This window comes from Nodosilinea sp. P-1105 (genome assembly GCF_012911975.1).
Classification (GTDB): Bacteria; Cyanobacteriota; Cyanobacteriia; order Phormidesmidales; family Phormidesmidaceae; genus Nodosilinea.
The window spans coordinates 135,069-158,886 of sequence record NZ_SMDQ01000001.1; the positions used below are offsets into that span (position 1 = coordinate 135,069).

21 protein-coding genes are annotated in these 23,818 nt (G+C 57.3%); 9 read left to right on the plus strand and 12 right to left on the minus strand.

Annotated elements, in window-relative coordinates; translation table 11 throughout:
• Nucleotides 1-864 carry a carboxylating nicotinate-nucleotide diphosphorylase gene (nadC, locus tag E1H13_RS00555; protein WP_169611440.1) on the minus strand — a complete coding sequence of 288 codons (864 nt, stop codon included), beginning with the start codon at nt 862-864 and terminating at the stop codon, nt 1-3.
• A 145-nt stretch (nt 865-1,009) separates the two neighbouring features.
• Nucleotides 1,010-1,702, minus strand: a complete 693-nt coding sequence (locus E1H13_RS00560) for an isochorismatase family cysteine hydrolase (RefSeq protein ID WP_169611519.1) — start codon at nt 1,700-1,702, stop codon at nt 1,010-1,012.
• A 186-nt stretch (nt 1,703-1,888) separates the two neighbouring features.
• Between E1H13_RS00560 and E1H13_RS00565 the strand changes: the two genes are divergently transcribed.
• From E1H13_RS00565 to E1H13_RS00575, 3 genes are all read left to right on the plus strand, one after another.
• Nucleotides 1,889-3,178 (plus strand): glucose-1-phosphate adenylyltransferase, encoded by a 1,290-nt coding sequence (locus E1H13_RS00565; protein WP_169611520.1) that lies wholly within the window; start codon nt 1,889-1,891, stop codon nt 3,176-3,178.
• 517 nt (nt 3,179-3,695) lie between these two features.
• A complete protein-coding gene (locus tag E1H13_RS00570; RefSeq protein WP_169611441.1) occupies nt 3,696-4,331 on the plus strand; it encodes a type I restriction endonuclease subunit R in 636 nt (211 codons plus the stop codon).
• 221 nt (nt 4,332-4,552) lie between these two features.
• Entirely contained in the window at nt 4,553-4,921 is a 369-nt protein-coding gene (locus tag E1H13_RS00575; protein ID WP_169611442.1) for a hypothetical protein, read from the plus strand.
• Nucleotides 4,922-4,977: 56 nt separating this feature from the next.
• Here E1H13_RS00575 and E1H13_RS00580 read toward each other — a convergent pair whose 3' ends face one another.
• Together E1H13_RS00580 and E1H13_RS00585 are read right to left on the minus strand one after the other, a co-directional pair.
• Nucleotides 4,978-5,889 (minus strand): NAD(P)-dependent oxidoreductase, encoded by a 912-nt coding sequence (locus E1H13_RS00580; protein ID WP_169611443.1) that lies wholly within the window; start codon nt 5,887-5,889, stop codon nt 4,978-4,980.
• Between the two features lie 24 nt (nt 5,890-5,913).
• Nucleotides 5,914-6,702, minus strand: coding sequence for a DUF4058 family protein (locus E1H13_RS00585; protein WP_169611444.1), 789 nt, complete (start codon nt 6,700-6,702; stop codon nt 5,914-5,916).
• A gap of 86 nt (nt 6,703-6,788) precedes the next feature.
• Here E1H13_RS00585 and E1H13_RS00590 point away from each other — a divergent pair, with 86 nt between their 5' ends.
• Nucleotides 6,789-7,349: a Uma2 family endonuclease gene (locus tag E1H13_RS00590; RefSeq protein WP_347404096.1), complete on the plus strand. Its 561-nt coding sequence runs from the start codon at nt 6,789-6,791 to the stop codon at nt 7,347-7,349.
• 135 nt (nt 7,350-7,484) lie between these two features.
• Here the strand turns inward: E1H13_RS00590 and E1H13_RS00595 are convergent, their stop codons facing one another.
• The 3 genes from E1H13_RS00595 to E1H13_RS00605 form a co-directional block, all read right to left on the minus strand.
• Nucleotides 7,485-10,193 (minus strand): cation-transporting P-type ATPase, encoded by a 2,709-nt coding sequence (locus tag E1H13_RS00595; RefSeq protein WP_169611446.1) that lies wholly within the window; start codon nt 10,191-10,193, stop codon nt 7,485-7,487.
• A 189-nt stretch (nt 10,194-10,382) separates the two neighbouring features.
• A complete protein-coding gene (locus E1H13_RS00600) occupies nt 10,383-11,438 on the minus strand; it encodes an aromatic ring-hydroxylating dioxygenase subunit alpha (protein WP_169611447.1) in 1,056 nt (351 codons plus the stop codon).
• A 166-nt stretch (nt 11,439-11,604) separates the two neighbouring features.
• On the minus strand, nt 11,605-12,147 hold the full coding sequence (locus tag E1H13_RS00605; RefSeq protein WP_169611448.1) for a DUF3122 domain-containing protein: 543 nt from the start codon (nt 12,145-12,147) through the stop codon (nt 11,605-11,607).
• A gap of 403 nt (nt 12,148-12,550) precedes the next feature.
• Here E1H13_RS00605 and E1H13_RS00610 point away from each other — a divergent pair, with 403 nt between their 5' ends.
• The 5 genes from E1H13_RS00610 to rbsK all read left to right on the plus strand — a co-directional run bounded on the left by E1H13_RS00610 (nt 12,551) and on the right by rbsK (nt 18,492).
• Complete coding sequence (locus tag E1H13_RS00610) at nt 12,551-13,771, plus strand: TIR domain-containing protein (RefSeq protein ID WP_169611449.1); 1,221 nt, start codon at nt 12,551-12,553, stop codon at nt 13,769-13,771.
• Between the two features lie 1,517 nt (nt 13,772-15,288).
• Nucleotides 15,289-16,851 carry an ATP-binding protein gene (locus E1H13_RS00615; RefSeq protein ID WP_347404097.1) on the plus strand — a complete coding sequence of 521 codons (1,563 nt, stop codon included), beginning with the start codon at nt 15,289-15,291 and terminating at the stop codon, nt 16,849-16,851.
• A 169-nt stretch (nt 16,852-17,020) separates the two neighbouring features.
• The gene (locus tag E1H13_RS00620) at nt 17,021-17,179 is read left to right on the plus strand and encodes a hypothetical protein (protein ID WP_206069816.1); all 159 of its coding nucleotides are present in this window, start codon (nt 17,021-17,023) and stop codon (nt 17,177-17,179) included.
• Between the two features lie 75 nt (nt 17,180-17,254).
• Nucleotides 17,255-17,530, plus strand: coding sequence for a hypothetical protein (locus E1H13_RS00625; protein WP_169611450.1), 276 nt, complete (start codon nt 17,255-17,257; stop codon nt 17,528-17,530).
• A 2-nt stretch (nt 17,531-17,532) separates the two neighbouring features.
• A complete protein-coding gene (gene rbsK / locus E1H13_RS00630; protein ID WP_169611451.1) occupies nt 17,533-18,492 on the plus strand; it encodes a ribokinase in 960 nt (319 codons plus the stop codon).
• 219 nt (nt 18,493-18,711) lie between these two features.
• On the opposite strand, the gene E1H13_RS00635 is transcribed toward rbsK, so the two are convergent.
• The 5 genes from E1H13_RS00635 to E1H13_RS00655 all read right to left on the minus strand — a co-directional run bounded on the left by E1H13_RS00635 (nt 18,712) and on the right by E1H13_RS00655 (nt 23,517).
• Nucleotides 18,712-20,136, minus strand: coding sequence for a Ni/Fe hydrogenase subunit alpha (locus E1H13_RS00635; protein ID WP_169611452.1), 1,425 nt, complete (start codon nt 20,134-20,136; stop codon nt 18,712-18,714).
• Between the two features lie 63 nt (nt 20,137-20,199).
• Complete coding sequence (locus E1H13_RS00640) at nt 20,200-20,433, minus strand: Calvin cycle protein CP12 (RefSeq protein ID WP_169611453.1); 234 nt, start codon at nt 20,431-20,433, stop codon at nt 20,200-20,202.
• A 20-nt stretch (nt 20,434-20,453) separates the two neighbouring features.
• Nucleotides 20,454-21,005, minus strand: a complete 552-nt coding sequence (locus E1H13_RS00645) for an oxidoreductase (protein WP_169611454.1) — start codon at nt 21,003-21,005, stop codon at nt 20,454-20,456.
• Nucleotides 20,993-21,709 (minus strand): bidirectional hydrogenase complex protein HoxU, encoded by a 717-nt coding sequence (gene hoxU / locus E1H13_RS00650; protein WP_169611455.1) that lies wholly within the window; start codon nt 21,707-21,709, stop codon nt 20,993-20,995. The genes E1H13_RS00645 and hoxU overlap by 13 nt, the downstream gene beginning before the upstream one ends.
• A 167-nt stretch (nt 21,710-21,876) precedes the next feature.
• A complete protein-coding gene (locus E1H13_RS00655) occupies nt 21,877-23,517 on the minus strand; it encodes a NuoF family protein (protein ID WP_169611456.1) in 1,641 nt (546 codons plus the stop codon).
• Nucleotides 23,518-23,818: the final 301 nt, after the last annotated feature.

A 23,818-nucleotide genomic window follows, 5' to 3' on the forward strand; every position in this document is an offset into this window, starting at 1 on the left:
CTATATCCGCATACTCAAATCGAGCCAGGGGGAGCGGGTGATGGGGGCACTGCTGGAAATATAGTCCACCCCGGTCAGGGCGATGGGGCGCAGGGTGTCTAGGGTAACGTTGCCCGAGGCTTCAATTTTGATTTTGGGGTTGCCCTGGCGAATCCGCTGCACTGCTTGCCCCAGGGTATCCAAATCCATGTTATCCAGCATAATGATGTCTATCCCGCAGGCCACGGCCTCTGCCACCTGCGCCAGGGTGGTGGTTTCCACCTCGATCGCCAGGGGGTAGGGCACGTTCTGGCGCACCTGGGCGACGGCGGCCTGGATGCCCCCTGCTACGGCGATGTGGTTGTCTTTGAGCATGATCGCATCGTCCAGGCCCAGGCGGTGGTTTAGGGCACCCCCCACCCGGACGGCGTACTTTTCGAGCTGGCGCAGGCCAGGGGTAGTTTTGCGGGTATCCACCAGCTGGGCCGGTAAATCCGCGATCGCATCGACATAGTTCCGGGTGGCCGTGGCAATGCCGCTCAGGGCCATGGCCAGGTTGAGGGCAACCCGCTCCCCCATCAATAGGGCGTTCAGCGGGCCAGTCAGGTGGGCGATCGCGGTGCCAGCGGGGCAGGGGGTACCTTCGGCCACCTGAGCTTCAAACTCAATGGTGGCATCCAGCAGCTGAAATACCCGGGCCGCGATCGGTAAGCCGGCAATCACCCCAGGGGCTTTGGCCACCCACACCGCTTTACCGGGTTTTTGGGCCATGGCCCCGAGGCCAAGGGTGCTCCAGTCCCCTCGACCCAAGTCTTCCTGTAGCCAGGTTTGGAGGTGGGGGTCGAGGGCGATCGCCGGAATCGGTAAGGGTAAAGGCAGAAACATCGATAGCACTACACGCAGATTTATACCAAGTCCAGCTCAGGATCTGGCGTTTTCCCACAGGTAGAACGCCAGGTCTGGACTTGGATTTGATTTAGTTTAGAGGAATTCTAAATCCATTAACACTGCCGTTTGTTTCCGGCATCCGTCAGCTGGTGGTGGTGGATAGAGGACTTGCCCCTAATCCGGCCAACACCTGGTCGGCAGTGGCCGTCCAACCGACCGTCCCTCCCTGGGCCCGCACCATCGCCAGGGTAGCCTGCTTAAACTCTGGGACATAGCTCTCGGTGGCATCGTCCACCAGCAGGCACTCATAGCCGCGATCGTTAGCGTCCCGCATGGTGGTCTGCACACAGACCTCAGTGGTCACCCCTGCCAGAATCAGGTGGCTGATGTCGTAGGTTTGCAACAAAAACCCCAAGTGGGTGTTGTAGAACGCCCCCTTGCCTGGCTTCGTAATCACCGTTTCCTGCGGTAAAGGAGCCAGTTCAGGAATAATGGCGCTGCCTGGCTCCCCCAGCACTAACATTCGCCCCATGGGGCCGCGATCGCCGATAGTGAGATCCCTTCGGCCCCGCTGCAACTTAGCCGGGGGACAGTCCGCCAGATTGGGACGGTGCCCTTCTACGGTTTGAAAAATCGTTAGCCCCTGCTGTCGAAACGCTTGCTGCAACCGCTGCACCGTTGGCACAATCGTCCGCAGGCGCGATACGTCATGGCCCAGGGCATCGCCAAAGCCACCCGGGTCTAAAAAATCCCGCTGCATATCCATGATCACCAGGGCCAGCTTCGACGAATCCGGCACCACATAGGGATACGGTTGAGCCTGGATTGTTACCAACATAAACAAATAATGTACATCTACTAAGATCTGAGCTGGCGAGAATTTAGACGATCATACCTGGAGTAATTACCAAAATACAGGTCTAGACTGAAAACTCTGCCCATGGGTACATGCTGGTTTGCCATCACTATTTCACCCTGACAATAAGGGCCTAGGCTAAGCAAATTAAAGGATAGTCTTATGATGAAACGTGTGTTAGGAATTGTGCTGGGGGGCGGCGCTGGAACTCGCCTTTATCCACTCACGAAAACCCGTGCCAAACCTGCGGTGCCCCTGGGCGGCAAGCATCGATTGATAGATATTCCCATCAGCAATTGTATCAACTCAGATATTCTAAAGATTTATGTACTGACTCAGTTTAATTCTGCCTCTCTGAACCAACACATAGCAAGAGCCTATGGATTTTCTGGATTTCAACAGGGTTTTGTGGATGTTCTGGCAGCCCAGCAGACCCCCGAAAATCGGGAGTGGTTTCAGGGCACAGCCGACGCCGTCAGGCAGTACCTGTGGTTGTTCAAGAGTTTAGATGTGGATGAATATCTAATCCTCTCCGGCGACCATCTGTACCGCATGGATTATCGGGATTTTGTCCAGCACCACCGTGATAGCAATGCAGATATCACCCTGTCGGTTTTGCCGATCGATCAAACCCGAGCCTCCAGCTTTGGCTTAATGAAGATCGACCAAACTGGACGGATCATTGACTTTAGTGAAAAGCCCCAGGGGGAGGCCTTGCAGCACATGCAGGCAGACACCACGGTGTTGGGACTAAATTCCGAGGAAGCTCGGGTGAAACCCTACATTGCCTCCATGGGAATTTACCTATTCAAACGGGAGGTATTGATCAATTTACTGAGTCAGAACCCTGACCACACTGACTTTGGCAAAGAGATCATTCCTACCTCTGCTAGGTCGCTGAATGTGCAAGCCTACCTGTTTAATGACTATTGGGAAGATATTGGCACCATTGAATCTTTTTATAACGCAAATCTGGCCCTGGTCAAACAGCCAAAGCCGGCGTTTAGCTTCTATGACGAGTCTGCCCCAATTTACACACGGGCGCGCTATCTACCCCCGACCAAATATCTAGAGTGTGAGATCAGTCAGTCGATGATCAGTGAGGGCTGTGTACTTAAGGACTGTCGGATTTCTAATTCTGTGATTGGTATTCGTTCTCGAATTGAATCTGGCTGCACAATTACCAATAGCTTGATCATGGGGGCTGATTATTACCAGTCAGGGTTTGAACAGCAGGGCCAGTGTAACCTTAACCCTGTTTCCTTAGGGATCGGGGCGGGCAGCACCATCGACAACGTCATCGTCGATAAAAATGCTCGCATCGGCTGCGATGTGCACATCGTGAATAAAGAGCGCATACAAGAGGCTGATCGAGAGGATTTGGGGTTCTGCATTCGCAGCGGCATTGTGACTGTGATGCGGGGGGCGACTATCCCCAATGGCACTGTCATTTAGGCAAGGGGTCGAGGAAGGTTCTACGGGGTACATCAGGCTAGTGCAGCGTCAAGTCTTGAATTTAGGGTTTCCAGATGTAGAGATTTGGTGCCGCCAAGGTCCGAAATCCCCTCCTTTGGAGGCCTGTGCTGAGCTTGCCGAAGTAGGTAGGGGTGGGTCAAGCAAGCCCGAGGGGACCCACCCCGCCCTTTCCTGCGGAACGCTTTTCCTCGGAACGCTTCGCGAACGCGAACGGGCACCCCTCCGTGGGAGGGGATGGTAAGTCCTGATGTGTTGAAGCAAACTCCCTGAAGATAAAAGGCTTTTGCAAACCGCTCACCCTAATTTTTAGCCTTGACAGACCACTAGCTTGTCGCGGAAGATTTGCTGAATAGTTGGTCGGGATGCATCTCGCTTAGGGTGAACGTTCCGATCACGGGTATAGGTTTTTCACGGCAGCGGACGTCGATTTGAGGCAGTATTGAGTTAAGGAGAACAAAGGTTAGCTGCTTGACCGCCAACCTTCGGGAAACAGGTAATGGTACAAAGTCTGGCTATCAGTAATTTGACGTTACCTCAGTTGGAGGAAGCCAAGCACCTCAAGCTGGCGGATGACCCAGACTTTTTTACCGAGTGGCGGCAGCAGTTGCCCGATCTCAATGATGAGGAAACACGCTACCTTGATCAGGTGCAGAGAGAGTATTTTGACCAAACCCGGAATGGGCAGATCTCTGAAGGGCTTGTCAAGCTGGTTGTCATCTCTCCACTGCTGCATTTGGCGGGGTTTTATCGGCGACCGTTCGAAGTCAGGTTGGAGGAATCAGTACAGGTTGAAGCGACTGAGGCCAATGAGGTGTGGAGAGGGCGGATTGATGCCCTGGTGATTCAGGATTATTTTTGGGTTTTGGTGGTTGGGGCTAAGCACTCAGCATTCGGAATCGATATCGCCATTCCCCAAGCTTTGGGATACATGCTGGCAAATCCCAATCCGGATCGATTTACCTATGGACTGATCACGAACGGAAGCAGTTTTGCGTTTTTGAAGCTGGCTCAGACTCCTGATCCTGTTTACGAGATCTCCGATGTCATGCTGTTGCTGCCGGGGCGGAATGTTCTGCACCAGGTGCTACAGGTGATGAAGGGCTTGGGAGAGCAAGTGACTAAAGAAATGTAGGAGATTACGCCTCAGCAGCTCAGTGTGGCTGAACTCCAAGCTCTCAGGTCCATCATTGGGGGCTCAGTTAGTCGCGATCATGTTCACCATAGCGAGGCCTAAAGCTTGCCACACAAGATGTCTGCACGGGCGAGGTGCTATGGAGGTTTGTCCCCTTTGAGGGATGGCACCTGAATGGCTGTTGACTAAGGTAAAAATAACTGTTGAAATCAGCTCAAATTATGGATAAGCACAACAAGAATCCTAGCCCTAACACGTCTAACTCTGATGACATTCGCCAGCCCTTGACCCCTGAGGAAGTCTCCCCCGAGCAGCAAGCGGCCCATCGCCAGGTGCTCTATAACAGCAATCCCACCGTAAACCCTGGAGATCAGGTAAACGAAGAGAAGTCTTTGCAGGAGAAGGCTCAGCAAGTGGCGGTTAATGTCGGGGACATTGTCGGCGATCGCGTTGTGGTTCCCACCTACTTTGTGGTTGATGACCCTGAGGAAGGCAAAAAAGCTCTACACCACGTGAAAGACGCCGAGGAAATTTCCGACGTTATTCGCCAGGCCCGGGTCGATGAATCCGGCGATCGCCAGTGGTGGTAATCCATCCGTGGTCTTGCGATCGCGCATTGCAGGGACGGACCGAGTTCGTCCCTTTTTTATGGCCTAGGCTCCTGGGTCATAGTCTGCAAAACCGCCCGCAGCCCCGCCTCAATTCCCCGGGGACGATACCCCAGCCCCAGGGCTAACCGGCTGTGGGTCGACACATCCGCCGGTCGAGCCGCTGGCATCGCCACATCCCCCTGGCGACTGGGCACAATCAACCCCGCCTCTAGCTGAAACACCGCCGCCATCTTCAGACCAAAGTCGTAGCGGCTCAGGCGCTCTGGTCCCCCCAGGTGCAGTAGCCCCGACGCCTTTTCCAGGGCCAGCAACAGGCCCTGGGCCACATCCTCCCCATGGGCGGGGGTGCGAAACTCGTCGATGAACAACCGCAGCGGCTGTCTGGCGGCCAGGGTACGAAGGAACCCCTGCAAAAAACATTCAGCGGTGGGGGTGGCAGGGCCATACAGCAGCGGTAGCCGACAAATGACCGCCTGGGGATGCAGGCACTGAATCAGCTGTTCTGCGGCCAGCTTGTGCTGACCATAACGGTTGATCGGGTTGGGGGCACTGGTTTCATCGTAGGGCGCTCCCTGGCCATCAAACACCTGGTCCGTGGAGGTGAACACCAGGGGAATCCCCCGCTGGCCACAATAGGTAGCCAGGGTGCGAGTCGCCTCCACATTGACCGTGTAGGAGACCTCCGGCTGCTGTTCGCAGCGGTTGGGCTGGGAAAGGGCGGCGGTGTGAATCACCGCATCCGGGGCCAGGGCTTGAAGCCACGCCATCAGGGCATCAGTATCGGTGAGATCGACCCAGTGCAGGCCCACCCCCGGCAGATCAATGGGGTGGCGGTGGTAGGTGCCCTCCACCTGCCAGGTGGCCTGGGCCAGGCGAGCCAGGGGCCAGCCCAAAAAGCCACTAACCCCGGTGATCAGTAAACGCCGTTGCCCCGATAGTTGAGTCAACCTGCCCCCCTGCCGCTACGATCCCTAATGATACCCGGCCTGCTTCAGCACGTCGTCTAACCAAGCCTGGGTATCCGGAGAGAGAGCTGGGGCCGGGGGCGGCTGGGTGTAGTCAAGCCTGGCATGGTAGCGACCGCGATTATAGACCCCATTCAACACCGACTGCAGGTCAAGCAAAATCGGCCCATGGGGTGGTTTGAGGGGGATGGGAATCGTGGGCAAAGGCGCTTGTAACCAAACACCGTACAAATCGGCCGCAGGGCGCTGGTCACTGGCACTAATCAAAATTCGATAAGGGGTGTCAGCGGTGTGGCCTCCCACCGCCATCGGCTGCCCCCCGCGCAACAGGTCTAGCTCTACCAGGTGGGTCAGGCTGCCTAGAATCTGCCTGCGCTTTGCTTCGTAGGCATTGCGCCCTGGGCCAGGGCGCTTGTTGGCCGGAGACAGCAGCTCAATGGCCGTTACCACCGCACCGGTTTCAAGTTCGCGAATTTCTAAATAACGTTCCTTCACCGTCTCTGGTAAGGGGACCGTCACCCGCTGGGGACGAGCCTGCACCGCCACCGATGCCGTAGCGGGATTTACCCCCGTCGGCAGATCGGCAGCTTGCGCCACCACGGCGTCAGGAATGCCAATCAGCATACTGCCATCGGTCTGACTGAGGTAGGTGCGCACCTCCACCTCGACATAGTAAGCGGAGTCTAGCAAGACCTCGATCGCATCGGCCATAGCCACCACGAATCGACTTTGGAACGATGCCCAAAAAGCAGGCTGTTCAAGATACAGATCCATACCCGGCAGCGGCGACGGCATCAACTTACCTCACTCTACTGTTCCTTTATTCTATGGGCATGGGGAGGTATTATAGGTCTGCAATACCACCCTCGCCAGCTTATCCCGTGGTTCATACTGCTAAAACCCAAATCACGCTCCAAGACTTTCTGGCCTCACCGGAGGTGGGCAACCGTTGCGAACTTGTTGATGGAGACGTTATTCCCAAGGTGGCCCCAAAGCGCTTTCACTCAAAAACCCAGCGAGCGCTGCTGCGCTACCTCGAAGCCTGGGGCGACAGTAAAGGAGAGATCGGCGTAGAGTGGGCGGTGCAGCTCACCCGACGGGGAAAAGACTGGGTACCTGTGCCCGATCTATCCTTTGTCTATGCTGAGCGCCTACCCGCCGACCTGGGGGATGAGGCCTGCCCGGTACCAGTCGATTTAGCCGTTGAAATCATTTCCCCAGAGCAAGCTTTTGGCGTTATAGCCGAAAAAGCTACCGATTATCTGGCGGCGGGGGTGGTGCGAGTGTGGGTGGTAGACCCCAAAGCCAAAACCATTACGGTTTTTGCCCCGGCTGCATTGCCTATGACCTACCGGGGCGATCGCACCCTGAACGATGACTATTTTCCCGATTTGAGCATTACCCCTAATGAGTTGTTCGAGCGGGCGGGTTTGCTGGGCTAGCTGCTGGTGAGCTGTATCTCGCCCTTCTAGGGCGGGGTACAGCTCACAACTCTATCTACCTTTCTGTACTATTGTTCAATGCACAGCAATAATTTTTCACCTTGAACTTTGCATTTTGAATTCCGCGTAGCGGTACTAGTTTTTTGCACCAGGCTTGGTCACGGCGTTGATCGCCAGGGGTACCAGGGCCGCGACGGCAATTACCCCATAATCTCCCAGGGCCAGGGGGGTGATGTGCAAAATGTCCCCCAGGGCCGGAATCGCCAGGGGCAGCAGTTGCAGGGCCAGGGAGCCCACCACCGCTACGGCCAAGAAAGGGTTAGGGGCCAGGGGGGAACGGCCAGGGGGCAGGCGGGTTTCGGTGCGGCAGGTGAGGGCATGGAGCACCTGGGCCAGGGTTAACCCCATAAAGGCGATGGTGCTGGCGGCGATCCCGGCCCCGTACTGAGACAGCCCATAGCCATAGGCCCCCAGGGCAGCGACAGAAATGACGCTGGCTTCCCAGGCCATGCGGCCAAAGTCGCTGGTTTTGATAATCGGTTCATTGGCGGGGCGGGGGGATTGCTCTAGCACCGTGGGGTCGGCGGGTTCCAGGGCCAGACCCAGGCCTGGAAAAATATCGGTGACCAGGTTCAGCCACAGCAGTTGAATGGCGTTGAGGGGTTCCCCCAGGCCCACCAGGGTGGCCACCGCCACCACGACAATTTCGCTCAGGTTGGTGGCCAGTAGGTAGTGGACCGCCTTGCGGATGTTGGTGTAAATGGTGCGGCCCTGGGCGATCGCGTCAATCAGGGTACCTAAGTTATCGTCCTGGATAATCACATCGGCCACATCGTGGACCCCATCGGCTTTGCCAGACCCCATGGCCAGACCCACATTGGCCGCCTTGAGGGCGGGGGTATCGTTGATGCCATCGCCGGTCATGGCCACCACCTTCTGGGCCGATTGCAGGGTGCGCACCACCAACAGCTTATCGGCGGGGGTGATGCGGGCAAAGATATCGATGCGGTGGGTCAAGGCATGGCGATCGCCGTCGGTCAGGGCCGCCAGGTCATAGGCATCGACAATGGCCAATTCGCCGTTGCGGCCGAGGTTAACCTGCTCGCCGATCGCCTTGGCGGTGGACCGCTGGTCCCCGGTGACCATCACCGTGTCAATGCCCGCCCGGTGGAAAGCGGCGATCAGGTCTGGAACCTCTTCCCGGACCGGGTCGGCCAGGCCTACCAGCCCCAACCAGATCAGGTCTTGCTCGTAGTGGGTGGGGGCAAGGCTGTCTAGGGCAGGGGCGGCTTCTAGGGGGCGATCGCCGATCGCCAGGACCCGCAGGGCCTGGTTCGCCATCGTCTGATTACGGAGCTTGAGGGCGTGGCGATCGGCCCCTTGCAAAGGCATTACCTGGTCATTCACCAACCAGTGGCTACAGCGCTCCAGCACCTGACTGGGGCTACCCTTGACCGCCACCAGCCCCTCGCCAGTGGCAGTACGGTGCAGGGTACTCATTAACATTCGATCTTCCTGGCGGGGGGTCAGGGCCACCAGGGGAAACCGCTGGCGGAGAGAATCAACCGCTATTCCAGACTCTAGGGCCAGGGCGACCAGGGCATTTTCGGTGGCTGACCCCTGGATCTGGGCATCCCCCTCTAGCCCAGGTAACACCTGGCTTTCGTTACAGAGCACCGCCGCCGTCAGTAAGCGATCAAAAGCAGGGGTCGTGATCGCCAGGCCAGGGAGATCCACCGCCACCACCGGCACATCCCCCTGGCCCAGGGCCACCGCCTGCACTGCCATGTGGTTGGCGGTAATGGTGCCAGTTTTGTCGAGACAGACCACCTGCACCGCCCCCAGGGTTTCCACAGCGTTGAGGGCGCGAATCAGAATCTTGTGCCGTCGCATGGCTTGAATCCCCAGAGCCAGGGTGGTGGTGGCTACCGCCGGTAGCCCCTCAGGCACAGCGGCCACCGCCAGGGAAATAGCAATTTTTAGGGTGTGCAGCAGGCCATAGCCCCGTAGCGCCCCCACAGCAAAAATCCCAGCGCAGACGCCGCTGCAAAGCAGCACCAGTTGACCGCTCACCCGCCCCAGCTGCTGTTGGAGGGGGGTATCTAGGGTGTCGGTGCTGTTGACTAGGGCCTGGATCTGGCCAATTTCAGTGTCGGTGCCCGTGGCGACGACGATCGCTTGCCCCACCCCCCGAGTCACCAGGGTGCCCTTAAACACCAGGTTGCACCGGTCCGCCAGGGGCACATCCTCGGCCAGTTGCCCCGGCTGTTTGGTGACGGGCAAGCTTTCCCCGGTCAGGGCCGATTCATCTAGGGCCAGGCGATCGCTGTCAACCAGGCGAGCATCAGCGGCCACCGCCTGCCCCGCCCGCAACAGCAACAGATCGCCAGGGACCACCTGAGTCGCGTCTAGGGTCAGGTCTTGACCATCCCGCCGCACCAGGGCGGTGGGGGGCAGTTCGTCCTGTAACGCCCGAATAATCCGTTCGGACTGGCTCTCGGTGGTATAGCCAATGATTGCGTTGATCACCACGACCCCCATAATCACCACCGCATCAATCGGGTTGCCGGTGGCCACCGACAGCAGTGCCGCCACGGACAAGAGCCCCACCGGCCAGCTGATAAACTGCTCGACCCACAGGCCCAGGGCCGAGCGGCATTGGCTGGCGGCGAGAGCGTTGGGTCCATACCGTTCCAGGCGATCGCGGGCAGTTTCGGGACTCAAACCGCGATCGCCATCCACCTCCCACTGATTCAGCACGGCTTCCAGGGGCAAACTGTGCCAGGCCACTGAAGCAGCCTGGGCCGTAGGGGTGTCCTGGCGGGTATTGAGGTCAAAGGCCATAGAAAGGCGGGGACAAAGGAATTAAAACAAATCCCAAGTCAGCCCTGGGGGGTTGCCTGGAGACAAATCCCAGATTCCGAGCTGGACTTGATATACATTAACCCTAGCCTAGGACGCCAGGGAGGCGCTGGAGCAAAGCTGCATCACAATGCAATATGTTTTGTACGAGATCCCCTTTCCCCTGCGATGTCAAGCTCTCCACTTGAGCTGCTGGGTTTTTACCGGCGAGACAAACTCCCGATCTTCCTGCTGCGATCGCTGGTATTCCTGCTTCAGTTGGTAGTACCAGCGGGCCAGGGTGTCAGAATCCTTAATCAGCCGTAGCACTGATTCGTACTGCAACCCCTGTTGTTGTTTGATCACCACGTCTCGATCTTGTTTCAAAAAGCTGTGGATAAAAAACGGCAGCAGGGGCTTCAGCACATTTCCCCAGGGCAGGTGCCAATAAAATTGGAAGGTGACATCGGTTTGGTCTTCGGTTATGGGGGTGACGGTGGTCAAATTGACGACGCGATACTGGTCCGTAGTGGTTTCTTCCGTGCGTACCCCTGGCAGGTAAAAGCTGATTTCGTTGTGGGGCACCCCCCCGATCAACCAATAGGCCCGACCCATGTTAGCCATCCGGTGCTTGCGCATGGTGAAGCCATAGGGAGAGGGATCAAACCACTTGATTTCCTCGTTCAGGCTGTCGCTCCGCCACCACCAGGAGCGATGCACAAAGGGGGAGTGGGCCGGGTCCAGTAACCCCACCACCGCATGATCCAGGTAGCAGGGAAACCGCATAGTGTAGCTAATAGCCGGTAGCTGGGTGTCGTCAAAGCCAGGTACCCGAGGCACATCAAACCGAGGCGGTCTAACCGGGTGGCGATCGCCATCGGGCATGTAAATCCAGATATTGCCCTGCACCTCTTTCAGGTCATACCGCGGCACATCGAACCGGCTCAGGTCCATCGCCTGTTCAGGCATCAGAGACGGAATATCGATGCACTGGCCGTTGGCGTTAAATCGCCAGCCATGGTAACAGCACTGGATGGTGTCACCGTCGTACCGGCCACAGCTCAGGGGTACGGCCCGGTGGGGGCAAATATCGCGAATGGCAAAGGCTTGGCCCTGGCGGGTACGACCGAACAAAATCGGTTCATTCAGCAGCACCTTAGCAACCACCTGGCCGCGCTTCAGCTCGCGACTGGGCAGGGCGTGATACCAAATATTCCGTAGCAGGTAGATGTCGTTGGCGGCGACCACAGTATTTTCTCAACCTCAAGACGATAACAGGATGGCTTGATCTAAACCAAATCCCAGTCCAGACCTGGAGTTCTGCCTGTGGGAAAAGGCCAGATCCCGAGCTGGACTTGGTATATCTATTGGTGGGACAACGCCAGGGCTGGACTGGGTACAGACCGCATAATCGCTACGATTGAGACATCGTTGCCATTGTTTGCCACTCTTTGAGCAGTGCCGCTGGAATGTTGAGCGTAATCGCTTCCCCGTTTAGGGTAGGGAGTGCCAACTGTAGGGGAATTTCGGCCCGCAGCTCTGGCAGTAAAGGCTGTAAGTCGTATTGTCCCACATTGGGCTTGGGGGCCCCCTGGTCGGTAAACATTTGGCCAAAATCCCCCGCTGCCGTCCAGGTCTGACCCAGGGAATTTGTCAGGGTAAGCGGTTGGCTGCGATCTATGGCGGCCAGGCCAGGGAAGCCCACCAGTCGCAAGGCAAGGCTGGTATGACCATCGGGACGGATGCGCTTGAAGGCGATCGCCTGCCACTGGTTTCTATTTTGATCTTGCAATGTTTGCCGAGACTGATACACTACCTGACCCGGGGCTTCTTCGAGTTGGCGAATCGTGGCCATAGCAGGCGGAGAGCTTAACCATCCCCAGCCAAAGGCAATGGCCAACAGCAGCAGACTCAGCTTGGATACCCAAGGAAATATTGTTTGCCGCCAGTATTTCATAGAGACATATCCTCAAAGCAAGACAGCAGACTTATGACAACCATGGCTGAGGGGGCAGGTGCCAGGGGACAGACGACGGGAAGGGTTGGTCGACCTCTGCCGCAGGGTATTAGCATCAGCACAAGGCTATGATTGCTTTCAATATAGCTAAATGGCTATATAGCTGCAAGGCAGTTTGATCGGTACTGGGGTTTGAGGTTATGGAACAGTGATGCCCGCCGGTAGGACGGCGAGTTAACAGCAAAGTCTTCCCTGAGGCCGGTCCACGGGCCTGCCTGCCTCATCCAGAACCAGCCGCCGAGAACCACCTGGGAATAACTAGGAAAATCTCGAATTTTAGCGATTCATCCGGCACAATAGGGAGCAATGGCCCTAGCGCCCCCCCTGCTCAAGATTGTGCCCAATGCCTGATGCCGCTCCGCCCCATGACTTTTTTGTCAGCTACAACAGCGCTGACAAAGCCTGGGCCGAATGGATCGCCTGGATTTTGGAAGATGCTGGCCATAGCGTTATCTATCAGGGCTGGGACTTTCGTCCAGGGGGTAACTTTATCCTGGATATGCAACGGGCTACTGGCTGCGATCGCACCATTGCCGTGTTATCCGAAGATTACCTAAACGCGACCTATACCCAGCCAGAATGGGCTGCTGCCTTGAAGCAAGATGCCGAGTCCATCGAGCGAAAGCTGATTCCCATTCGAGTTAAACCCTGTCAGCCCCAGGGCTTGCTAGCCCCGATTGTGTATGTCGATTTGGTGGGCAAGTCCCAGGATGAGGCTAGGGAAGCCGTTCTCAACGCCTTGCCCGATCGACTAAAACCTGCCAAGGAACCAGGGTTTCCTGGCTTGGAAGACAAGGCGTTTCCCGCAGAGCCTACACTTTCAACCCAAGATTTGAGCCGTAGTCACGCGAAAGGGGCTATGTCGAATCCCTTTCTGCCATTGTCTGGAGCGGTGGAAAACCCGGCCCAGTTTTTCAATGGCGAACCCACCCTTAGCCGTATCTTTGAGCTGCTAAATAGTGGCAGTAGTGTGGCGTTGATCGGCGATCGCAACCTGGGCAAATCATCGATTTTGCGCGCCGTCCACCGGCAAGTCCCAGAGCGACTGCACCGCCCCCGCCAAACGGTGCTAATCAACCTGACCCGCATCTACAGCGAAGATGACTTTTACCATGCCCTCTGCGAAGCAATTGGGGTTCCCCCCTGCAACGGTCGCGAGCTAGACCGGATTCTTAGCCCCAAGCGCCTGCTACTGCTGCTGGATGAAGTGGAACGCATTAGCCAGGACGACTTTAGTCGCCGGGTGCGCGAGCAACTGCGGGGCCTGGCCGAAGGTGGCGATGCCCCCCTTAAACTGGTAATTGCCGCCAGCACCCCCCTGGCGCGCCTGTTTCCCGATAGCCACGCAGAAGGGATGGTGTCGCCTTTTGAGGATGTTTGTATCGAAGAATATCTGCAACCCTGGTCTCCAGAGGTGATGCGGGCGTTTATCCGCGATCGCCTGGCCACCACCCCAGTCACCTTCAGTGACAATGAGATCACCCACTGCCTCACCGCCTCTGCCGGTAAACCCAAACAGCTAATGCGCCTCTGCAACGACTGCTTTCGCACCAAACTCCCGTAGGGCATCGTTTCACCTTGTTCCTGTCATGACTATCTCAACGGCAAACTCCCTAGCAACTGATCCCCCATCCCCTCCTCGGAGGGGTGCCCGGAGGGAGGGGTGGGTCCCCCAGACTGAGCTAACCCACCCCTGCCTACTTCGGCAAGTTACCCCTTTGGGGTCGCTGCGCGAACAGCACAGGCCTCCCCAGGAGGGGATGTTGGAAGCGGAGGTGCCCTGCCATGACTAAAGACGACCTGGCCAACCTGCGCCTGGACCTGGCCCCCAAACTCGATCGCCCCCTGTCGCTGTGGAACCCCCTCGACTACCTGCGGCTGCTGTTTTGGGTGTTTTATTTTCCCCAGGCGTTGCGGTGGTATGTGGATCGCTTTGGCGGCAGTTACATACTAAATGGCGAATTTAGCTGGCGCGAAAAGATGTATATCCTACGTGATGCCTTAAGTAGCAATTGGGTGCAGCGCCGCCTTATGATCCAAGGAATATTACTTACAATCTCGATGTCGCTATTACTGGGACTACTAGCAGAGCAAGCCGGGATTCCTATTAGGTGGCTCATTGTAATAGGAGGTCTAGTAGGGAGCGTGATGGGGATTTCAGTATTGAGCGCAGCGAGAGGGGTAGCGAGAGGTATATCTGAAGGCATGGCGTTTGTTATTACCTTTTCTGCTGTATTTCCTGTAACGGAAGCTGTAGCAAAAGATATAGTGCTCGGCGTAGCAGAATACTTATTAAAAGACCCTGCTAGAGTCATTGCATTTGTCATATCTGAATTCATGTCAATAGGAGGGGTAGAAACAGTTGCATCAAGCATTTCATTCGTTGCAGCCTTGAGCGCATCTTATGGAGTAGTTTTGAGCGTGGCGACAGGCATGGCGTTGAGAATGGAATTCAGTTATGTCAAAATCATAAATTCTTTAACTTTCTCAGCCTTGATGTCAACTGCGTTAATTGGGGTAACTGGTAGTGTCGCGGCAAGCAATTTTCGGGAAGCTTCTGTAACAGAGTTCGGCACGTTCATCGGTTCTCTCATCTTCACAGGAGCCATGCTTTCCTACATGGCAGGATTTACAGTGCTTACCCTGGCTTCAGCAATTATTATTGATGTGGTGTTTTCACGGCCTGACAGCTGGCTCATTGCCATGTTGCTAAGTCCATTTTTTTGCGAAAGGCATATCCCAAAAGCTGGCTCAGTTACACTATTGTCGCTACCCTTCATTTGCCGGTACTTGCGAAAAAATATGAATGAAAGCTGGGAAGCTAGTCTTGAAAACACCGATCAAATTATAACTTATACTCGTCAATTTATCCCTGTTATTAGCCTTTTTAACGAACATTTAGCTAAAACACCTACTTGTCAACTAGTCGAACACATGGCTCAGCTGGCCGAGAGCTCTTTTGCATGGTCTTTAATTAAATTCAATTCCATATCCTTGGATGCAGCTCTTAAATATAAGAGGTCGTTCTTTCATTCATTTGTTATATATCCTCCTCTCCGCTTTGATACCCCCGCCCGTGCTGTGGCCGCTGGCTTCTGGCTTCTCCATGAAGAACAAGCCGCCGCCGCCGTCAAAGCTTTCGTAAACATTCGCAATATTCGCCATGGCGAAGAAATGTATGGCCTTGCCTGGCTCCTCGCTCGCTTCGATGCTGCTAGGATGGTCAAGGAAATTGCCGCCATCGAGCTGCCTGAACTCCCCCAGGATTGCACCTTCCGTTCTCAAACCTGGGCCGCCATCCATCGGTTTTACCAGGTTGTCAAAGATACCAAAACTGTCCAGATCAGCGCCTCCCGCACTGCCCGCGCTTTCGCCACCAATCGTGCCCTTGGCGAACTGCAACACATTATTGAAAACGAAGCCGACCTGCCCGAAGCCGAACGTTCCCTGGTGATCGAAATTGCCAAAACCTGGCGTAATGCCTTGCTGGAAATCACCGCTGAAGTAGGCGATCTGGCGATTACCCAGCCGGTGCAAAATCCCTACGTCATCGGCGATCCCGTCGAGGGGGAGCAGTTTGTAGGCCGCGACGACATCATGCGGCAACTCCAAGAGCTGTGGATGATGGCCGAAGATCACAATCTGCAATCGGTGGTGATCTTCGGCCATCGCCGCATGGGTAAAACCTCCATTCTCAAAAACATCGAGTCTCGGCTGGGTTCAGGTATCCATATCGCCTACGTCAACCTGCTGCAAAGCGCCATGGCCGAAAACCTCAGCGATGTGCTGTCTGCCATCAGCGACCAGGTGGCGGCGACCCTGGTCATTGCGCCCCCCAGGGATGCCGACATGGAAACCAGCCCGGCCCGCAGCTTCCAGCGGTTTATGCAGCGGGCCACCGACGCCCTTGCCGACGGCAAGGGGCTAATTATTGCCCTAGATGAGTTCGAGAAAATTGAAGAACTGATCGACGCCGGTAAGCTAGAGGCCAGCTTTTTGGCCTACCTGCGGGGGCTGGTGCAGGATAGCCCCAGGGTGGGCTTTGCCTTTGCCGGGCTGCACACCCTGGAAGAAATGTCCGCCGACTACTTTCAGCCCTTTTTCGCCAGCGTCATTCCGATCAAAGTCGATTTCTTTCAGCCCACTACGGTGCAAGACCTGCTGCCCAACCCCGGCGGCGACTTCCCCCTCGACTACGACTACGATGCCCTCGATGCCATCTGGGAACTCACCGCTGGCCAGCCCTACCTCACCCAACTGGTGGGCTTCCAACTGGTGCGCCGCTACAACGACCAGGTGTTCGAGCGCCAGCAGTCCCGCGAGCCTAAATTCATGGTCGCAGACGTGCAGGCGGTGATCGACCAGCCCGACTTCTTTGACAAGGGCAAGCCCTACTTCCAGGGGGTGTGGGCTCAGGCGGGCCAGGACCCAGCCGGTCAGCAGGCGCTGCTGGCGGCCCTGGCTCCCCACCCGGATGGACTACCCATAGAAGCCCTCTGGGAAGCGGTTGACCTGGACGAGGCCGCCTGCGCGGCGGCTGTACAAACCCTAGAAAATCACGATGTGGTGCGCCAAGACCAGGGGCAGGTAGCGATTATTGTTGAGGTGTTTCGCCGCTGGGTATTGCAGACGCATCTACAATAAACAAAACCAATAAATGAAATACAGCAATTCTCATTTTGGTAAATTGGCCGTTCGCCCTGAGCCTGTCGAAGGGTGAACGGGCTTCGACAAGCTCAGCCTGAGCGGTCTTTCGTCAATCAGTCAAGTCATACTGAGAATTGCTGAATGAAATACCCTGGGGTTGACAGTGATGGTTCTCCTGAACGAATTGGCCAATCGAATCGCCCTGGACGACCCCGAAGAACGGCGCGTACTCAGTCGGGTGTCTTGGGAACAGTATCAAGCCCTGGTGGCCGATTTAGCAGCAGCCAAGACCTTTCAGCAGGGACTGCGAGCCCAGAGCCAGTAAGCCAGAGCCAGTAAGATCAGCGGGGGACAATCTGGATCAATGCCTCCATAATGGATCTATCCCAGCAAGAACCCTATGGACGCTTTTTCACCTCTGCCTCCCGACTGGACCCAGGCCGCCACCCACGCCACCGAATTTTGTTGCCCCCGCTGTGGGGCCAGCAGCCAGCAAGCCAAGGCGGTGTGGATCAACCGGCGATCGCCGGTTTATGGAGAGCACCACCGACGCAAATGGCAAGAGTTTTACCACTGTGGGGAATGCGAAACCCCCTGGTGGGCCTGGAGCAGCGATCGCCCCCCCTCCCCCTACGACGCTGAAACCAGCACCCTGGATGACGATGGATTGTTTTAGCCATGGCCAGCCCCACCCTACATATCCTGGGCAGCTTGAATATGGATCTGGTGTGCCAGGCTCCCCGGTTGCCAGCCCCGGGCGAAACGGTGCTGGGCAGCCAGTTTGTCACCGTGCCAGGGGGCAAAGGTGCTAACCAGGCGGTGGCCGCCGCTCGACTGGGAGCAGTCGTGCGGCTGGTGGGTCGGGTGGGGGATGATGCCTTTGGGCCACCTCTGCTGACCAGTTTGAACCAGGCGGGGGTTGATACGACAGCGGTGACCATAGACCCCACTACCGCCACCGGAATTGCCACCATCGTGGTGGACCAGGCCGGGGATAATCAAATTGTGGTGGTACCAGGGGCGAATGGCCAGGTGGACGCCACCGATGTGGCCCGGCTGATGGCCCAGGTCCACCCCCAGGACTGGCTGCTGCTTCAGTTTGAAATTCCCCTGGATGCGGTGATGGCGGCAGCAGCAGCGGCAAAAGCGAAAGGGGCCAGGGTGATGGTCGACCCAGCCCCGGCCCAGCCCCAGCTGCCCGATACAGTTTTGGCCAATATCGACATCATTACCCCTAACCAACTAGAGGCCAGCCACCTGGTCGGGTTTGAGGTCAACGACATCCCCAGCGCCTGTCAAGCCGCCCAAGCCCTAGTGCAGCGGGGGGTGGCGGTGGCGATCGTTAAGCTGGGAGCCCAGGGGACGGTGGTGGCCACCCCAGAGACCTGGTTTCACCAGCCCGCCTTGGCGGTGCCGGTGGTCGATACGGTAGCTGCCGGAGACGCCTTTAATGGCGGGTTAGCCACCGCCCTGGGGGCAGGGCAGTCCCTAGTTGCGGCCTGTGAATTCGCCACAGCAGTAGCCGCCTGTGCGGTGATGGCCCCAGGGGCGCAGGCGGCTATGCCCAGCCGCCCCCAGGTGGAGGCGGTGATGGCGAAGGGAGCGGCCCCAAGTGGCCCCGAAAGTTACGGTGAATGAATCATTTGACCTGGCCAAGGTCCAAAATCCCCTCCTGGGAGGCCTGTGCTGAGCTTGCCGAAGTAGGCAGGGGTGGGTCAAGCAAATCCGAAGAACCCACCCCGCCCTCCGGGCACCCCTCCGTGGGAGGGGACCACCCCGCCCTTTCCTGTTCAACTGAACACGAGGAAAGGATAGCGAGCCTTCTGCCTTTTGCCTTTCGCCTTCTGCCTTTCTGTACTACCGATAAACCTCTTTGATCACACCGCCATCCGCCGCCATCAGTTGCACATGCAGGGGCATTTGCCCCGCCGCATGGGTCGAGCACGAGAGACAAGGGTCATAGCAACGGATGCCTGCCTCTACCCGGTTCAAAAATCCTTCTGGGATATCTTCGCTGTGGATGTAGTGCTTGGCGATTTGGGTGACGGTTTTGTTCATGGCCAGGTTATTCTGGCCCGTGGCGATGATCAGGTTCACCTTCTGGATCAGGCCGTTGTCGTCCACCTTGTAGTGGTGGAATAGGGTGCCGCGAGGGGCCTCACTGACGCCCACGGCCTCCAGGGCGTTCACCCCAGCATGGGATCGCACCCGGGGGGACATAATCTCGGGGTCATCCATCAACAGCTGGATATGTTCCAGGCAGGCCAGAATTTCCACCAGCCGAGCGTAGTGATACAGGAACGACGAGGTGGGGACGCCGCCAGCATAGTCCCGCAGGGCTTGCAGTTCAGTGTCGGCTTGGGGGGTGCCGATGCGATCGCAGATATTCAGCCGCGCCAACGGACCCACCCGATAGATGCCATCCGGGTACCCCCTGGGCTTGTAGTAAGGGAACTTCAGGTAAGACCAGTTCTCTACCGCTTCCCCCAAAAAGTCTTGGTAATCATCTTCCCTGAGGCCATCGGCCACAATATTGCCGTGGCTATCGGTAAACCGCAGATGGCCGTCGTAGTGCTCCCACTGGCCATCTTTTCCCACTAGGCCCATAAATAGGGAGGGAAATTCGCCGAACACCTCCACCTCTGCTTGCATAGGGCCAGTGATCAACCCCTTGAAAATATCCAGGGCCTTGTGAATGGTGGCAAAGGATTCCGGCAGGCGATCGACAATCCAGGCTCGCCCCTCTTCGCTCAGGGGTTCTCGCACGCCGCCGGGTACGGTCCAGGCGGCATGGATTTTGCGACCCCCCAGAATCTCAATCACCTTTTGGCCAAACTGGCGCAGACGGATGCCTGCCCGAGCCAGGTCGGGGTCGGCGGCAATCAGGCCGAATACATTTCGCTTGGCCGGGTCACTATCCCAACCCAGCAGAAAGTCAGGACTGCTGAGGTGGAAGAAGGACAGGGCATGGGACTGGGTGATCTGGCCCAGGTTCATCAGGCGACGTAGTTTATCCGCCGCTTTAGGAATTTGTACCGCTAGAATCTTATCCCCAGTCTTGGCCGAGCAAATCAGGTGGCTCACTGGGCAAATGCCACAAATCCGGGCTGTGATTCCCGCCATCTCCGTATAGGGGCGACCCTCACAAAATTTCTCAAACCCCCGGTATTCCACCACATGAAACTGGGCATTAGACACTTCACCCGCATCATCCAAAAAGACCGAAATCTTGGCGTGGCCTTCAATGCGGGTAACGGGGTCGATAACTACGGTTTTTGCCATGGTTGTTCTCCGGCCTTTAAGAAAGGATCGATAGCGGCGCACGGCAGTGCGCCGCTATCGCGATTACGTGTCGTACATCAACCCTTCGATCGCTTCCGGGTTTTCTTCCAGGTACTTATCGAAGTTGGTTTTCTTCGGTTGCTGGTGCTGGTGGGAGACTTCGGCCCGCATTTCTTCAACGGCGTCCCAAGCGGCGGCGGCCTCGGAGGACGTTTCCCCTTTTTCTGCGGTCACCTGGTGGGCGTAGTCAATCGCCTTTTGCAGCTCTTCGTTGAACTCTTTGCTGTCAACGCTCATAGATAGGTTCCTCAAACTAACTAACCAAACTTAATCATCTCGCGACCTGCCATTTCAGGCTGTTGCCCATGTAGCAGCGGTTCAATGGTAGCCCGGATGCGATCCGCTGAGGGAGGGCAGCCGGGCATAAAGATATCGACCGGTACCACTTCGTGCACCGGGGTCACCCGGTCGATCAGCTCGGGCACAATGCCCGGGGCGTGGGGCAGTTGGGCGTTGGCATCCGCCAGTTCCAGGTAGCCCCGCTTCAACACCCCCTCGGCACTGTTGCGCAGCATGTTGCGCATGGCGGGCACATTGGCGGTGACGGCACAGTCTCCAAAGGAAATGAGCAGTTTGGTGTTGCGCCGTACCTGATAGATCAATTCCAGGTTGTCTTCGTTGGCCACAGCCCCTTCCACCAGGCAGACATCCACAGCCTCGGGGTAGTGCTTCAGGTCGCAGCCCACGGGGCTATAGACCACCTCTACCTGGTCCGCCAGGTCGATCAAAAACTCATCCAGGTCTAAAAACGACATGTGACAGCCCGAGCAACCCGCCAGCCAAACCGTGGCAAACCTTATCTTGTCCATTGGTGCTTCTCCCGGGCGGTGTACAAAAATTCTAACTTGTCGGCATCGGCCTGCTTTTCGCCAGTGGTGCTGCCCTGTTTGAAGATGGCCCCCGTGGGGCAGGCATCCACACATTTGCCGCAGGAGGTACAGGCGTCCACCTCCCCCCAGGGTTGGTTTAGACCTGAGACAATGTAGCAGGCGGCCCCCCGCTGGGCCACATCCCACACATGGGCCCCTTCTACCTCGTCGCAGACGCGGACGCAGCGGGTGCAGAGGATGCAGCGGTTGTGGTCAATGCCAAACAGGGGATGGGACAGGTCAACGCCGCGATCGGGGAAGCGGTAGGGGAAGCGGCTGTGGTCCATGCCCACCTCGATGGCCACATCTTGTAGCTCACAGTTGCCGTTGGCCACGCAGATAGAGCACACATGGTTGCCCTCAGCAAAAATTAGCTCCACCGCCATGCGGCGATACTCTTGCAGTTTCGGGGTCTGAGTGTGGATCACCATGCCTTCCCACACCTCGGTGACACAGGCGGGCAGCAGCTTGTTTAAGCCCTCAATTTCCACCAGGCAAAGGCGGCAAGCCCCCACCGGGGTCAACCCCTCCAGATGGCAGAGTTTGGGGATGGGTACTGCCGCTTCTTTGGCCGCATCCATAATGCTAGTGCCCGCCTCTACGGCAATATCCTTGCCATCAATACTTAGGGTTCTTACGGCCATGGTTAATCTCCTTAAGGTGCAGCACTTCGGCGTTACCGTGCCGGGGAATGATCACGCGCTGATAGCTCATGGCAACCTCCGGGCGGTTCCAGAATCCAGGGTTCTAGGGAGGGACTTGGGTAAAGAGTCGGGGGTTAGGGCAGCATCCTGGGGTCTTTGGTCTGGCATCATGCGTTCACCTCGCTGGGGGTGGCTTGGCCGTTGAGGGCGCTCAGGTAGTCAGGCTCGACTAGCAGTTCCTCATACTCCTCCCGGAAATATTTCAGGGTGCTGAGGACGGGGTTGGGCGCAGTTTGGCCCAGGCCGCAGAGACTGGTATCGCGCACCATTTCGCACAGGGCTTCCATTTTGGTCAAATCGGCAGCGGTGGCCTGGCGCTTGAGAATTTTAGACAGCATGGCATAGAGCTGTACGGTGCCGGTGCGGCAGGGGACACACTTGCCGCAGGTTTCTCCCCGGCAGAACTCCATGTAGAACTGGGCAATGCCTACCATGCTGGTGGCGTCATCCATCACCACCATGCCCCCAGACCCCATCATCGAGCCCACTTGCCGCAGAGAGTCGTAGTCCACCGGGGTATCCAGCATGGACTTGGGAATGCAGCCGCCGGAAGGACCCCCAGTTTGGACGGCTTTCACCTCGCCGTCGGGCACACCGCCACCCATCTCTTCCACAATTTGCCGCAGGGTAATGCCCATGGGTACTTCGATCAGGCCGTTGTTGCGGATTTTGCCGGTGAGGGCAAAGATTTTGGTGCCCTTGCTGTTGTCGGTGCCGATGTTGGCGTACCAGTCGGCCCCGTTGCGAATAATCGCCGTGATATTGGCCAGGGTCTCGACGTTGTTGATCAAGGTAGGGTAGTCATAGAGGCCCTTTTCGGCAGGGTATGGGGGCCGAGGCACCGGGTTGCCTCGCCCGCCTTCGATGGACTGAATCAGGGCGGTTTCTTCGCCGCAGACAAAGGCCCCGGCCCCAATGCGGATATCGATTTTGAAGTCAAAGGGGGAGTCGAAGATCTGGCTGCCCAGCAGGCCATACTTTTTGGCCTGCTGAATCCCTTTTTGCAGTCGGGCGATCGCCAGTGGATACTCGGCCCGCACATAGATGTAGCCGTGGTTGGCCCCGACGGCGTAGCCTGCGATCGCCATCCCCTCCAGCACCAGGTGCGGATCGCTCTCTAGAATGCTGCGGTCCATGAAGGCCCCGGGGTCACCCTCATCCCCATTGCAGATGATGTACTTCTGGCCCTCGGGCATTTTGGCCACCGTGGCCCACTTTAGTCCAGTGGGGTAGCCGCCCCCGCCCCGCCCCCGCAGGCCGCTCTGGGAAACCTGATCCACCACCTCAGCGGGGGTCATTTCGTAGATGGCCTTGTGCAACGCCTGGTAGCCCCCCACCGCAATGTAGTCCTCAATCCGTTCGGGATCAATTTTGCCGCTGTACTCTCTTACCACCCGCATCTGACGGGCAAAAAATGGATGCTGAGGATCCCCTTGAATCGGCTTGGCCTCGCCACCGGTCATTGCCTCAATGATGCTGGCAGCTTCGTCAGGCACCACCTCTTCATACAGCCGATCATCCGGGTCTATCTGCACCAGCGGCCCCCGGCCACAAAACCCCATGCAACCTACCCCCACCACCTCCACCCGATCGTCCAGGTGCTGGTCTTTGACCGCCTGTTGCAGGTTGCCATAGATACCCATGGCGTCTGCGGCCCGACAGCCCGTGGAGGTACAACAGTGGACTCGCACCGGTTTCTGGCGATCGCGCTCAGCCTTGGCAATATCTTGGAGGGTTTGTAGGTCCATGGGAGTGTTCCTTGGGGGGGAGGTGAAGGGGTGGATGGGTGGATGGGTGGATGGGGGGATGGGTGGATGGGTGGATGGGTGGATGGGTAGGGGCGGACCTGTGTGTCCGCCCTGGCGGGGGAATGGAGGCGGTGAGGAATTTTGAATTTTGGATTCTTCCCTTTTCGTTTTTCGTTCTTCAAATACGTAGGGGCGGACCTGTGTGTCCGCCCTGGCGGGGGAATGGAGGCGGTGAGGAATTTTGGATTTTGGATTTTGGCATCCCCTCCTGGGAGGCCTGTGCTGTTCGTGTAGCGGCCCC

Coding starts and splice junctions, on each gene's coding strand:
- nadC (WP_169611440.1), bottom strand. CDS start 864: ATGTTTCTGCCTTTACCCTTACCGATTCCGGCGATCGCCCTCGACCCC.
- E1H13_RS00565 (WP_169611520.1), top strand. CDS start 1,889: ATGAAACGTGTGTTAGGAATTGTGCTGGGGGGCGGCGCTGGAACTCGC.
- E1H13_RS00570 (WP_169611441.1), top strand. CDS start 3,696: ATGGTACAAAGTCTGGCTATCAGTAATTTGACGTTACCTCAGTTGGAG.
- E1H13_RS00575 (WP_169611442.1), top strand. CDS start 4,553: ATGGATAAGCACAACAAGAATCCTAGCCCTAACACGTCTAACTCTGAT.
- E1H13_RS00585 (WP_169611444.1), bottom strand. CDS start 6,702: ATGCCGTCGCCGCTGCCGGGTATGGATCTGTATCTTGAACAGCCTGCT.
- E1H13_RS00595 (WP_169611446.1), bottom strand. CDS start 10,193: ATGGCCTTTGACCTCAATACCCGCCAGGACACCCCTACGGCCCAGGCT.
- E1H13_RS00605 (WP_169611448.1), bottom strand. CDS start 12,147: ATGAAATACTGGCGGCAAACAATATTTCCTTGGGTATCCAAGCTGAGT.
- E1H13_RS00610 (WP_169611449.1), top strand. CDS start 12,551: ATGCCTGATGCCGCTCCGCCCCATGACTTTTTTGTCAGCTACAACAGC.
- E1H13_RS00620 (WP_206069816.1), top strand. CDS start 17,021: ATGGTTCTCCTGAACGAATTGGCCAATCGAATCGCCCTGGACGACCCC.
- E1H13_RS00625 (WP_169611450.1), top strand. CDS start 17,255: ATGGACGCTTTTTCACCTCTGCCTCCCGACTGGACCCAGGCCGCCACC.
- rbsK (WP_169611451.1), top strand. CDS start 17,533: ATGGCCAGCCCCACCCTACATATCCTGGGCAGCTTGAATATGGATCTG.
- E1H13_RS00635 (WP_169611452.1), bottom strand. CDS start 20,136: ATGGCAAAAACCGTAGTTATCGACCCCGTTACCCGCATTGAAGGCCAC.
- E1H13_RS00640 (WP_169611453.1), bottom strand. CDS start 20,433: ATGAGCGTTGACAGCAAAGAGTTCAACGAAGAGCTGCAAAAGGCGATT.
- E1H13_RS00645 (WP_169611454.1), bottom strand. CDS start 21,005: ATGGACAAGATAAGGTTTGCCACGGTTTGGCTGGCGGGTTGCTCGGGC.
- hoxU (WP_169611455.1), bottom strand. CDS start 21,709: ATGGCCGTAAGAACCCTAAGTATTGATGGCAAGGATATTGCCGTAGAG.
- E1H13_RS00655 (WP_169611456.1), bottom strand. CDS start 23,517: ATGGACCTACAAACCCTCCAAGATATTGCCAAGGCTGAGCGCGATCGC.